The sequence below is a fragment of the Gilliamella sp. N-G2 genome, from assembly GCF_002142215.1.
Taxonomy (GTDB): Bacteria; Pseudomonadota; Gammaproteobacteria; order Enterobacterales; family Orbaceae; genus Gilliamella.
The window spans coordinates 57,772-71,393 of record NZ_NAST01000013.1 but is presented as its reverse complement, the minus strand read 5'-3'; the positions used below and the strand labels follow the sequence as shown (position 1 = coordinate 71,393).

Here is a 13,622-nt window from a genome sequence, read left to right as displayed (position 1 = left end):
TTACTTGATTTAATCTTTATAACCTTACAAGGTTTGATATTACTGCGTTAACACAATTATTTCGTCACAATTAGATTACATTCTGCCATAAAAAAAGCCGTATCAATACTTAATACGGCTTTTTTTCATAACTTTAATTAAATTACTTTAAACAAAGCAAATTATGAGCGTTTCATCATTTCAAAAAACTCATCATTGGTTTTAGTCATGGCAAGTTTATCGATTAAGAACTCCATTGCGTCAATTTCGCCCATTGGATTGAGAATTTTACGTAAAATCCACATTTTTTGTAATTCGTCTGGAGAAGTCATTAAATCTTCTTTACGAGTACCTGAACGGTTAAAGTCAATAGCAGGAAATACGCGGCGTTCAGCAATTTTACGCGATAAATGTACTTCCATATTACCAGTACCTTTAAATTCTTCGTAAATAACTTCATCCATTTTAGAACCAGTATCAATTAGAGCCGTCGCTATAATGGTTAAACTACCACCTTCTTCCACATTACGAGCAGCACCGAAAAAGCGTTTAGGACGATGTAAGGCATTAGCATCAACACCACCAGTTAATACTTTGCCTGATGATGGAATAACAGTATTGTATGCACGAGCTAAACGAGTAATTGAGTCTAATAAAATAATGACATCTTTTTTGTGCTCGACCAAACGTTTTGCACGTTCTATTACCATTTCGGCAACTTGAACATGTCTTGCCGCTGGTTCATCAAACGTTGAAGCCACGACCTCACCTTTAACTAGGCGTTGCATTTCAGTCACTTCTTCTGGTCGCTCATCAATCATTAAAACAACTAATTCACACTCAGGATGATTAACTGCTAAACTTTGAGCAATGTTTTGTAATAACATGGTTTTACCCGCTTTAGGTGGCGCAACAATCAAACCACGTTGACCTTTACCAATTGGAGAGGCTAAATCAAGTACTCTTGCGGTAATATCTTCGGTTGAGCCATTGCCACGTTCCATACGTAAGCGAGAGTTAGGGTGTAGAGGAGTTAAGTTTTCAAAAAGGATCTTATTGCGAGCGTCTTCAGGTTTATCGTGGTTAACTTCATTTACTTTTAATAAAGCAAAATAACGCTCGCCTTCTTTTGGCGGTCTAATTTTACCGGCTATAGTATCACCTGTTCGTAAATTAAAGCGCCGAATTTGACTTGGTGAAACATATATATCATCAGGCCCTGCTAAATAAGAACTATCAGCAGAACGCAAAAATCCAAAGCCATCTTGCAAAATCTCGAGAACACCGTCGCCAAAAATATCTTCACCACTTTTAGCGTGCTGTTTTAAGATTGCAAAGATAATATCTTGTTTTCTAAGACGGGCAAGATTTTCAAGCCCCATTTTTTTCTCACCAAGCGCTACAAGCTCGGCGACAGAAGTGTTTTTTAATTCAGTTAAATTCATAATTTATAAATTCTTGAGGATAAAATTGATATGTTTGCAATTACTGCTTTTGTTATATATTTCTTTCACTTACTTATAAAAAATTCTCTTCCTAACAATGTATAATATTAATTTATTACTCAGCTTTCGATGATAATTGTTTATTTGGTTATTGAATATTTACCACTTTATCAAGAAAAACAATGGATTGCTGAAAGGGGTCTATGTAAGAGTTTAGCAATTTACACTAAATTTATAGGGATGTCTATATTTTTAATTATATTTTATTGGAATAAAAAATAATAAGCGCTATTTTAAACGCTTATTATTTATATTTATTGAACAAATCAAAGTTGTGGTTCGATAAATGCTTTAAGTTGTGCTTTTGATAATGCACCTACTTGAGTAGCTACTACTTCACCATTTTTAAAAATTAATAATGTTGGAATACCACGAATACCAAATTTTGGCGCTATATTTGGATTTTGTTCTACGTTTAATTTAGCAATAATAATTTTATCACCATACTCTTGAGAGATTTCCTCTAAAATAGGGGCAACCATTTTACAAGGTCCACACCATTCAGCCCAAAAATCAACTAATACAGGTTTTGTTGATTCGTTAATTGTATTATCAAATGTAGCTTCAGAAAGTGAAACAATGCTATGACTCATTTAATTATCTCCTAAGAAATTTATCAGGAATTATATTAGGATATTTTCATATCTACTGCTAGTAATTATTATAATAGGATATAATTATTAGTGAAGTTGTTATATTTAGTATGTTACAATTGCTGAATTCTGATAATTATACTTTAAACAATAATGATTCAATCATATCTTACAAAAACAACTTTCAATCAATTTCCCCTGCATCCATTAGTTATAAAAGCATTGGAGAAAAAAGGTTTCGTTTACTGTACCCCAATTCAAGAACAAACATTACCATTAACCTCAAAAGGAATTGACATTGCAGGACAAGGACAAACTGGTACGGGTAAAACGATTGCGTTTTTGGCTTCAACATTTAATCATTTATTGAATAATGATCCATTAGCCGATCATAAGCCTAATCAGCCACGAGCTATCATTATTGCACCAACACGTGAATTAGTGGTACAAATTTATCATGATGCACAAACGCTTTCAGAACAAACTGGCCTCAAATTAGGTTTAGCTTATGGAGGTGATGGTTATGATAAACAATTAAAAATGTTGTCTGCTGGTGTTGATATATTAATTGCAACCACTGGTCGACTAATTGATTATGCAAAACAAGATTATATTAACTTAGAGGCAATTCAGGTTGCCGTTCTTGATGAAGCAGATCGTATGTTTGATTTAGGTTTTATCCGTGATATTCGTTGGATATTTAAACATATGTCATCACCTAAAAAACGCCTCACTATGTTATTTTCTGCAACTTTAACTCATAATGTTCGTGAGCTTGCTTTTGAATATATGAATGAACCACAATATATTGAAGTTGAACCTGAACAAAAAATTGGTCATAGAATTAAAGAAGAACTATTTTTCCCATCAAATGAGGATAAATTAGCTTTACTACAAACTTTAATTGAAGAAGAATGGCCAGATCGCTGTATTGTATTTGCAAATACTAAAATTGCTTGTGAGAAAATTTGGCGCCATTTAGTGGCTGACGGTCATCGTGTCGGCTTATTGACGGGTGATATAGCACAAAAAAAACGTTTATCTATTCTTGATAAATTCACTCAAGGTGATCTTGATATATTAGTCGCAACGGATGTTGCTGCACGAGGTTTACATATTCCAAATGTAACTCACGTTTTTAATTATGATCTGCCTGATGATTGTGATGATTACCGTCATCGAATTGGTCGTACTGGCCGTGCTGGTGCTGAAGGTTATTCAATTTCATTAGCTTGCGAACGTTACTCTCAAAACCTACCAGCCATTGAAAAAGCTATTGATCACGCTATTCCGGTTAGCCATTATGATCCTTTGATGTTATTATCTGATTTGCCAACACCTAGACCATTTAAAAGACCAAATCATAGAAAATCATTATAAAAAGATTATTGTTTAATTTTTAATAAAATATCATCATTAAAAACTAGATTAAATGATGATATTTTTATCATTTGAAAAAAAATCAATTAACATTCTGTTTTTTGTCCAAAAAATCCTGATAAGCTAATTTAATTTCTTTTTTTAGATCCTGTGATAATAATGCAACATGCTTACCATGCAATGCTCCATATAGACCAAAAAGAATATTAATTGAAAGTTTGGGATTTTTGTTTTTAATCCTGTAGTAGGTTTCTAAATAATTGGTTCTTTTGAAAATGTCAATATTGGTAATATCAACACTTATCATTAATTTTTCTAACGACACTGTCATATTAGGTAATGCTTTTAAACGATTTTTATTTTTAGTTAACTTTTCATTTTGATCTTGTATAGCATGATCAATCACTATTTTAACAATTTCATGCAACTTCTTACGGTCTGTAAGTAATTCATTACCAACTTTATAATAATCAAGTAATTTATTAGAACCATCAAAAATCAAATTGAGTGGTTGCATACCTAGTTCAATAAAAATTGATCGATAACTAGGATGAGCTCTTAAATAAACATTTTTTTGATCAACCCACCCAAACATAGTTGACTCGCTATTAAGACTAAATCCGCCAAAAAACGATCTTATCGAAACATCTTTAAAGCCAGAAAACTCCTGTTTTATTTTTTCCGCTAATTCTTTACGCATAATAAGTTCCTTTCTAACTTACTTGTTTAAGTAATTTTAGTGGGTTGTTTTTATGCTAAACTATAGTAATTTATTTGATATTCAAATGAATATTTAAGATAAATTGACAAATATGAGATCTGTCTTCCATAAATGAACATTAATAATATTTGTGCTTGATTAATTATATTTTTTTGTTCTTAAATTTATGGGGGTTAAACCTGTTACAAATCTTAATAATTCTTTAAAAAAGAAAAGCTGCATTAACATTGTTATTCTATTGTAATAATTATACAATCAATAATAGTGAATTGAATGATACATACTTTTATCAAGATGATTAAACATGTTTAAAAACTCTTTTATATTACTTTTTATGTTTTTTGTATCAACTGCATCAGCCGATAACTTATCTCTGATTGAAGCATTGACATCTTGTAATCCAGATTTTTTCAAATATGTATATGAGCACAAAAATGATTTGAAAAGTCATACTAATGTTGAAATTTTCAATGAAAATCAAGCGTATATCCCTGTTGAAAACCGAAGTGATACGACTAAAAACTTTGTCTATTTTCGAAGTCCAATCACATATAAAAATTTAAAAATAATTGGATACTACGATAGTGCAATGGATTTAAAAAAAATGGGAAAATATTATTTTTGGGGTTTTATCATTGAAAATGATATCAACCAAATCCGCGATAGCTTAGATTTTTTAGAATGGAAAAATATGGAAGATAACCTACTCTATATCGCTAATCCAAAAATTCGAAGTGTCAATGATGATATTCAAGTTTGGCATAAAAATACCGGCTCTGTTGTTGGCGTAAAAACAATTCCAGCACCTAATACAACTGAAAAACTATTATTACTTGAAAAAGGTGAGAATATGCATCTTTTAATTTGTTCTATTCAAGGCGTTGTCACCAATAATCTACTTCGACAAGAACGCCCAGATATTCAAATCGAAAAAATTAAATAGCTGAGTCATTCATTTCGCCAGTGCGAATACGAATCACCTGTTCTACGTTATAAACGAATATTTTACCATCACCAATTTTACCTGTTTGCGCTGTTTTCATAATAGTTTCAATACAGGTTTCTAAAATATCATCAGGTACAACAAGTTCTATTTTTACTTTAGGTAAAAAATCAACCATATATTCTGCACCACGATAAAGTTCAGTATGTCCTTTTTGACGACCAAAACCTTTCACTTCAGTCACTGTCATACCTGTAATACCTTGATCAGCAAGTGCTTCTCGAATATCATCTAATTTAAAAGGTTTGATAATTGCTTCAATTTTTTTCATATCTCTATTTACCCTTAATTCGAGATTACCAATTCTTAAATCCAAAAGCAGAAGTAATTGGATAGCGTCTGCCTTTACCAAAGTTACGTGCAGTAATTTTCGGACCTACTGCTGATTGTCGCCTTTTATATTCATTAATATCAACTAATTTAATAACACGTCTTATTGTTACTTCATCATAGCCTTGTGCAACTAGTTGTTCAATCGAAAAATCCTGTTCAACATACCCCTTTAATATTCCATCTAAAATATCATAAGGAGGTAAGCTATCTTCATCTTTTTGATCTGGGGCTAGCTCAGCTGATGGAGGACGAGTAATCACACGTTCTGGAATAACATAAGAACGACTATTTCGATATTTAGACAATGCAAATACCATAGTTTTAGGAACATCTTTAAGTACATCAAATCCACCGGCCATATCACCATAAAGTGTTGCATATCCGACAGACATTTCACTTTTATTACCTGTTGTTAATACGAGCCTACGACGTTTATTTGACAAAGCCATTAAAATAACACCCCGACAACGTGCTTGTAAGTTTTCTTCGGTAGTATCTTTTGCTGTACCTAAAAACATCGGTGTTAAAGAGGTCATAAAGGCATCAAACATCGGTTCAATTGAAATAATATCAAATTCAACCCCCAAGATTTCCGCCTCTTCTTTTGCATCAGCGATACTAATATCAGCCGTATAGCGAAATGGCATCATAACAGCCTGTACTTTATCTTTACCTAATGCATCAACGGCAATAGCTAAAGTTAACGCTGAATCAATACCACCTGATAACCCTAATACCGCACCTTCAAAACCATTTTTAGTAATATAATCACGCGTTGCAAGTACTAACGCATCATAAACAGCCGCTAATGGATCGCCATTAAGGCTAGGTATTGGTTTATGATTATCATTGAGCTGAAAAACAGAAATTTGCTCATCAAATGAATTTAATCGCTGGACGATATCACCTTTTTCATTACAGACAAATGAACCACCATCAAAAACAAGCTCATCTTGGCCACCAATTTGATTCAAGTAAACAATTGGTAATCCGGTTCTTATAGCATGTTTTTTAATAAGCTCTTGACGATAATTAGGTTTTTCATAGGTGTACGGTGAAGCATTAATCGAAATAACCAAGTCAGCACAGTTTGCTGCAATTCGATCAATAGGTTCACATTGCCAAAGATCTTCACAGATTAATAAGCCAACTTTTTTACCTTTAAAATCGACCACACAAGTTTGCTCACCAGCAGTAAAATAGCGTTTTTCATCAAATACATCATAATTAGGTAATTGCTGTTTGTGATAACACGCTAATTGCTGTCCATCGAGAAATAGTGACAATGAGTTATATATCAAACCATCTTGCCAATGAGGATGACCAACAATTACTCCACATTGTTTACTAGCTTGTTTGATGGCCGATAACGCTTGTTGGCAACGATTTTTAAAGTCATCACGATAAATTAAATCTTCTGGAGGATAACCACAAATTGCAAGTTCAGAGAAAATAATAAGATCATGAGATGAATGGCTTTGCATCAATTCAATGATTTTCTGAGTATTACCTTCAATATCACCTACACGCCAATTTTTTTGTGCTAATACGAAAGATAAGGACATATAAATTCAACATTACAGATAAAAATTGGCAGTAAGTTTAAATGATTCTAAGTTGCGCTGCCACTTTTTTATCGTTAACATGCAATATTAAATTGGCATAAACTTGTTTGGAAATAATTATGCAAAAGATCCTAGATGTAGCTTTAGAAAATCGCAGTTATCCTATTACTATTGGTGAAAACTTACTTAATCAATTCGAACATTTCAAACTACACAGCGGCCAGCGAGTTCTTATTGCCACGAATGATACGATTGCTCCGCTTTATTTACAGCATTTGATAGATATGCTTGAGGCTCATGGGATAAAAACAGATTTTGTTATAGTCCCTGATGGCGAACAATATAAAACCATGGAAACATGGAATCAAATTCTAACCGCTCTACTTGCCAATAATCATACTCGAAATAGCATCCTTATAGCGCTAGGTGGCGGTGTTATTGGTGATGTCGCTGGTTTTGCTGCTTCTGCTTATCAACGAGGAATTAAATTTATACAAGTACCGACAACGTTATTATCACAAGTTGATTCATCCGTTGGAGGAAAAACAGCCATCAATCATCCTCTTGGTAAAAATATGATTGGTGCATTTTATCAGCCACAAGCTGTCGTTATTGATATTAATTGTCTTAAAACTCTACCACCACGAGAGCTTTCAGCAGGTTTAGCCGAAGTAATTAAATATGGCATCATTATGGATTCTGAGTTTTTTAATTGGTTAGAAACGCATATCGATGATCTACTTAATTTAGATGTAGATGCCTTAAGTTATTGTATTTATCACTGCTGTAAACTAAAAGCACAAGTCGTTGCCGCCGATGAAACAGAACAAGACATGCGTGCTATTTTGAATCTTGGTCATACTTATGGCCATGCTATTGAAGCGGAACTCGGCTATGGTAATTGGTTACATGGTGAAGCAGTTAGTGTTGGTATGTTAATGGCGGCACAAACAGCTAAATTGCTTGGTAAATTGACTGATAAAGATATTGAACGAATAAAAAATCTATTAATTAAAGCTAAACTACCAGTTAAAAGACCGGAACGAATGACAATTGAATCTTATATTCCACATATGCTACGAGATAAAAAAGTTCTTTCAGGACAAATTAGATTGGTCTTGCCAACTAAAATAGGTGCAGTTGAAGTCATTGATGTTGTTGATAAACAATTGATATTAGAAGCAATATCATCTATTTAAATTCTCATTTTTTCACATAACCGGCTATATTCAATATACGGATGCATGCAATTCTCTCACCGCATCCGTACATATTTATTTACATCCACTCAAGTTAAATTATTAATACCTGTAAATATTAGCTTACAAAACATTAATTAATCTAACAATAAGTTAATTTTTGATTTACTATTCCGTAATTTTGTGTTTACATATTGCTTGTTTATGTAATTAATATTTTACATATAAAAATATGAATGATTTTAACAAGGAAAACCAAATGTTAAAAGATACACTAAATAATGTTCGAATCAGAGATGAGCATATGTTAATCACGCCCGAAGAAATAAAAAACCTTTATCCATTATCATCTGAATTAGAAAATCAAATTGCTTCATCCCGACAAACCATTGTTGATATTTTAGAACGTCGAGATCACCGATTACTTATAGTTTGTGGTCCCTGTTCTATTCATGATCCTGATGCAGCTATTGAATATGCACATAAATTAAAAAAACTTTCTGATGAAGTGAAAGATAACTTATTTATTGTTATGCGAGTTTATTTTGAAAAACCAAGAACCACTGTTGGTTGGAAAGGTATGATTAATGACCCGCATATGGATAGCTCATTTGATATTGAACATGGCTTAAAAAAAGCACGTAAGTTGTTACTTGATATCACTAAGATTGGATTACCAATTGCGACAGAAGCGTTAGATCCAAACACTCCGCAATACATTGGTGATTTAATCAGCTGGTCAGCTATTGGAGCGAGAACAACTGAATCACAAACCCACCGAGAAATGGCTTCTGGACTATCAATGCCTGTTGGTTTCAAAAATGGCACAGATGGTAGCTTAGACGTAGCAATTAATGCAATGAAATCAGCTTCAATGGCACATCGATTTGTTGGAATTAACCAAAAAGGACAAGTTACAGTATTACAAACTTTAGGTAATCCACATGGTCACGTGATCCTAAGAGGTGGAAAAGCACCTAATTACGATGCCGAAAATGTTGCATTATGTGAACAACAAATGGATAAGGCTAAATTAGTCCCTAACTTAATGATAGATTGTAGTCATGCTAATTCCAATAAAGATTACCGCAATCAACCTATCGTTGCAGACTCGATTATTGAGCAAATTAAGCAAGGCAATAACTCGATTATTGGTGTCATGATAGAGAGTAATTTATTTGAAGGTAATCAATCATCTGAACAACCAAAAGAAAATTTCAAATATGGTGTATCCGTTACTGATGCTTGTATTAACTTTGAAACGACTGAGCAATTATTGCGAAGAATGAATAATGATTTAGCACAGCCGTTAAAGAGTAGAAAAAAGTAGACGGTTAAAGCTAAAATTATCTTTATAAATCGCCGACTATTGTCGGCGATTTTTTTTACTAACCAAGTTGCTTACGAGCATTACGGAAAATACGCATCCAAGGGCTATCTTCACCCCAATTATCTGGATGCCACGAATTGGTTACCGTTCTAAATACTCGTTCTGGGTGCGGCATCATAATCGTCGCTCGACCATCACTTGAGGTTACTGCGGTAATACCATTTGGTGAACCATTTGGGTTTGCCGGGTACTGCTCTGTCGCTTTGCCAAAATGGTCAATATATCGAACTGCAACCAAGCCAGAAGCTTCTAAACGAGTCAAATGTTCTAAATCACGGGTTTCGACTTGACCTTCACCATGTGAAACCGCAATCGGCATATGCGAACCTGCCATATCGGTAAATAGTAATGACGGACTAGATTGAATTTGAACTAAACTAAAACGCGCCTCAAAACGTTCCGATATATTACGAACAAAGCGAGGCCATAACTCAGCACCTGGTATCAGTTCTTTTAAATTCGACATCATCTGGCAGCCATTACAAACACCTAACGATAAAGTATCATTGCGATGGAAGAATTGCTCAAATTCATGACGGACTTGTTCATTAAATAAAATAGACTTAGCCCAACCTTCACCTGCCCCTAATACATCGCCATAAGAAAAACCACCACAAGCAACTAACGTATTAAATTGATTCAAAGTCACTTGACCTGATAATAAATCAGTCATATGAACATCAATTGACTCAAAACCCGCTCGAGCAAATGCTGCTGCCATTTCAACATGTGAATTGACACCTTGTTCACGTAAAACTGCAACTTTAGGCTTCACACCTTTGACTATGTAAGGTGCAGCAATATCTTGCTCAATATCAAAAGTAAGATGAACATTTAAGCCTGGATCATCATCATTTTGCTTAGCTTGGTGTTCTTGATCTGCACATTGTGGATTATCACGTAAGCGTTGCATTTGCCAAGTGGTTTCTGCCCACCATGTTCTTAATGTCAATCGCGATTCGCTATACACAACGGCGCTATTATTACGAATAATAAATTGCTGTCCTGTTTTAGCTGTTCCTAATGTATGAATCGCCTGAGATAATCCAAGCTGCTTAAAGCATGTCATGACTTTTTCTAAATCACCATTACGAATTTGAATAACTGCGCCAAGTTCTTCATTAAATAGTGAGGCAATGACATCGCTACCAAGTGAATTAATATCAATATCTATACCACAATGTCCTGCAAATGCCATTTCAGCTAAGGTTACCAATAAACCACCATCAGAACGGTCGTGGTAAGCAAGTAAGGTATTTTGCACAACTAAACTTTGGATGGCCTGATAAAAAGCGGCTAATTCTTTAGCATCATGAACATCAGCTGTTCTTTGTCCTAAATGACGATAAACTTGTGCTAATGCTGTTGCCCCTAATGCTTGATGACCTTTAGATAAATCAATAAATAGTAATAGATTATCCTCATATGTACAAAGTTGTGGGGTAACTGTTTTACGCACATCTTCAACTCGAGCAAATGCGGAAATCATCAATGATAACGGTGAAGTTACCGTTTTTTGTTCACCATCTTGTTGCCATGTTGTTTTCATTGACATGGAGTCTTTACCAACCGGAATGGCTAATCCTAAAGCAGGACATAACTCTTCACCAATGGCTTTAACGGCTTGATAAAGACCAGCATCTTCACCTGGATGACCAGCTGCAGCCATCCAGTTAGCTGAAAGCTTAATACGTTTAATGTCGCCAATATTTGTCGCAGCAATATTGGTAATTGCTTCACCAACCGCTAATCTAGCTGATGCAGCAAAATTAAGCAGGGCAACCGGGGCACGCTCCCCCATCGACATTGCTTCACCGTAATAACTGTCTAAACTTGCTGTTGTCACCGCGCAATCGGCAACCGGCACTTGCCAAGGTCCAACCATCTGATCACGAGCAACCATACCTGTTACCGAACGATCACCAATGGTAATTAAGAAAGTTTTTTCCGCCACAACTGGCAAATGTAATACTCGTTTCACCGCATCATATAAATTGATATCGGATGTTGAAAAATGATCCCCTTCTGCTTGGCTAGATTTAACATCTCGTAACATTTTAGGGGTTTTGCCCAATAACACATCTAACGGTAAATCTATCGGATTATTGTTGAAATGTTCATCATGTAACACGACTGCTTTATTTATTGTGGCTTCACCAATAACAGCATAAGGAGTGCGTTCACGCTTACAAAGTTCATCAAACAATTCCAAGCTTTCTGGGTGAATAGCCAGTACATAACGCTCTTGTGATTCATTACACCAAATTTCTAACGGTGACATTCCGGGTTCATCACTTAGTATTTTGCGCAATTCAAATTGACCGCCACAGCCACCATCGCTAACTAGTTCAGGCATCGCATTGGACAAACCACCAGCACCAACATCATGAATAAATAAAATTGGGTTTTTATCACCAAGTTGCCAACAACGATCGATTACCTCTTGGCAACGACGCTCCATTTCTGGGTTATCACGTTGAACTGAAGCAAAATCAAGATCAGCATCTGATTGTCCTGATGTCATAGATGAGGCAGCACCACCACCTAGACCAATATTCATGGCAGGCCCACCCAAGACAATTAATTTGGAGCCGATAGGAAATTCACCTTTTTGAATATGTTCACGACGAATATTGCCCATACCACCAGCTAACATAATCGGTTTGTGGTAACCTCTGACTTCATCACCATTATAACTGTTTACTTTCTCTTCATAAGTACGAAAATAACCAAGTAAAGCTGGACGACCAAATTCATTATTAAATGCCGCACCACCTAAGGGTCCATCCATCATAATGTCAAATGCACTAACAATTCGATCCGGTTTACCAAAATCTTGTTCCCACGGTTGTTCAAAATTCGGAATTCGTAAGTTCGAAACAGAAAAACCTACTAATCCTGCTTTTGGTTTAGCTCCTTTTCCTGTCGCTCCTTCATCTCGAATCTCACCGCCACTACCGGTTGCCGCCCCCGGCCAAGGAGATATTGCCGTTGGGTGATTATGGGTTTCCACCTTCATTAAAATATCAGCATATTCCTGATGATAATCATAGCTTCGACTATCATAATCAGCAAAGAATCGTCCAACTTTCGAACCATCCATAACCGCGGCATTATCCTTATAAGCGGATGACACATAATCTGGCGTATGTTCAAAAGTATTTTTGATCATTTTAAATAATGATTTTGGTTGTTTTACACCATCAATAATCCAATCAGCATTAAATATTTTATGACGACAATGTTCAGAGTTTGCTTGACCAAACATATAAAGCTCAATGTCAGTTGGATTACGGTTTAATTTCTGAAAATTCTCAACTAAATAGTCAATTTCATCTGGTGCTAAAGCCAAACCTAATTTTAGATTAGCTTCCTCTAATGCTTGACGACCTTGTCCTAACAAATCAATAATTGTTACTGGTTTGGGTTGATCAGCCCTGAATAATTGTTCAGCTTGCTCAAAACTGCTTAAAATGGTCTCCATCATTCGGTCATGTATCAAGCCCAGAAAAGCATTTTTTTGACAATCAGTTAACGGAGAACTAGCTTGCACATAATAAGCAATACCTCGTTCTATTCGATGGATTTGTGATAATCCACAATTATGTGCAATATCAGTAGCTTTAGATGACCATGGCGAAATAGTACCTTCGCGTGGAGTAACTAAAAAGAGTATTTTACTGGTTTTATCTTCGACATCTATTTGTGCACTTTTAGGGCCATATTGTAACAACTTATCTAAGGTTAATTGTTGTTGAACAGTTAATTCAGTACTTAAATCAATAAAGTGAATGTATTGGGCTTCAATATTTGTTATAGGGATAGATTGTTCACGACAAGAGGATAAAATTTTATTAATACGAAATGCAGATAGAGCAGAAGAACCAGCTAAAATTTTCATGCTAAGAGTACTCTTTTTAAGCCAAAATAGGAAAAAAATAGAACAACATTATA

At 34.8% G+C, this 13,622-nt stretch carries 10 protein-coding genes; 4 read left to right on the top strand and 6 right to left on the bottom strand.

What is annotated here, in order from left to right:
• Positions 1–161: 161 nt before the first annotated feature.
• Both rho and trxA read right to left on the bottom strand, forming a co-directional pair.
• Positions 162–1,424, bottom strand: coding sequence for a transcription termination factor Rho (gene rho, locus B6C99_RS07670; protein ID WP_065577819.1), 1,263 nt, complete (start codon positions 1,422–1,424; stop codon positions 162–164).
• 326 nt (positions 1,425–1,750) lie between these two features.
• The gene (gene trxA / locus B6C99_RS07665) at positions 1,751–2,077 is read right to left on the bottom strand and encodes a thioredoxin TrxA (protein WP_086359304.1); all 327 of its coding nucleotides are present in this window, start codon (positions 2,075–2,077) and stop codon (positions 1,751–1,753) included.
• A gap of 153 nt (positions 2,078–2,230) precedes the next feature.
• Between trxA and rhlB the strand changes: the two genes are divergently transcribed.
• Positions 2,231–3,457, top strand: a complete 1,227-nt coding sequence (rhlB, locus tag B6C99_RS07660) for an ATP-dependent RNA helicase RhlB (protein WP_086359303.1) — start codon at positions 2,231–2,233, stop codon at positions 3,455–3,457.
• Between the two features lie 82 nt (positions 3,458–3,539).
• Here the strand turns inward: rhlB and B6C99_RS07655 are convergent, their stop codons facing one another.
• A complete protein-coding gene (locus B6C99_RS07655; protein ID WP_086359302.1) occupies positions 3,540–4,157 on the bottom strand; it encodes a TfoX/Sxy family protein in 618 nt (205 codons plus the stop codon).
• Positions 4,158–4,482: 325 nt separating this feature from the next.
• Here B6C99_RS07655 and B6C99_RS07650 point away from each other — a divergent pair, with 325 nt between their 5' ends.
• A complete protein-coding gene (locus tag B6C99_RS07650) occupies positions 4,483–5,121 on the top strand; it encodes a hypothetical protein (RefSeq protein WP_086359301.1) in 639 nt (212 codons plus the stop codon).
• Here B6C99_RS07650 and glnB read toward each other — a convergent pair.
• Positions 5,114–5,452: a nitrogen regulatory protein P-II gene (glnB, locus tag B6C99_RS07645; protein ID WP_086359300.1), complete on the bottom strand. Its 339-nt coding sequence runs from the start codon at positions 5,450–5,452 to the stop codon at positions 5,114–5,116. The two genes, B6C99_RS07650 and glnB, sit on opposite strands and share 8 nt — an antisense overlap.
• A 25-nt stretch (positions 5,453–5,477) precedes the next feature.
• Positions 5,478–7,085, bottom strand: coding sequence for an NAD+ synthase (locus B6C99_RS07640; RefSeq protein ID WP_086359299.1), 1,608 nt, complete (start codon positions 7,083–7,085; stop codon positions 5,478–5,480).
• A 113-nt stretch (positions 7,086–7,198) separates the two neighbouring features.
• Here B6C99_RS07640 and aroB point away from each other — a divergent pair, with 113 nt between their 5' ends.
• Positions 7,199–8,278 (top strand): 3-dehydroquinate synthase, encoded by a 1,080-nt coding sequence (aroB, locus tag B6C99_RS07635; protein ID WP_086359298.1) that lies wholly within the window; start codon positions 7,199–7,201, stop codon positions 8,276–8,278.
• Between the two features lie 259 nt (positions 8,279–8,537).
• Positions 8,538–9,608 carry a 3-deoxy-7-phosphoheptulonate synthase gene (locus B6C99_RS07630; RefSeq protein WP_065577826.1) on the top strand — a complete coding sequence of 357 codons (1,071 nt, stop codon included), beginning with the start codon at positions 8,538–8,540 and terminating at the stop codon, positions 9,606–9,608.
• A gap of 58 nt (positions 9,609–9,666) precedes the next feature.
• Here B6C99_RS07630 and purL read toward each other — a convergent pair whose 3' ends face one another.
• The gene (gene purL, locus B6C99_RS07625; protein ID WP_086359297.1) at positions 9,667–13,569 is read right to left on the bottom strand and encodes a phosphoribosylformylglycinamidine synthase; all 3,903 of its coding nucleotides are present in this window, start codon (positions 13,567–13,569) and stop codon (positions 9,667–9,669) included.
• Positions 13,570–13,622 lie beyond the last annotated feature (53 nt).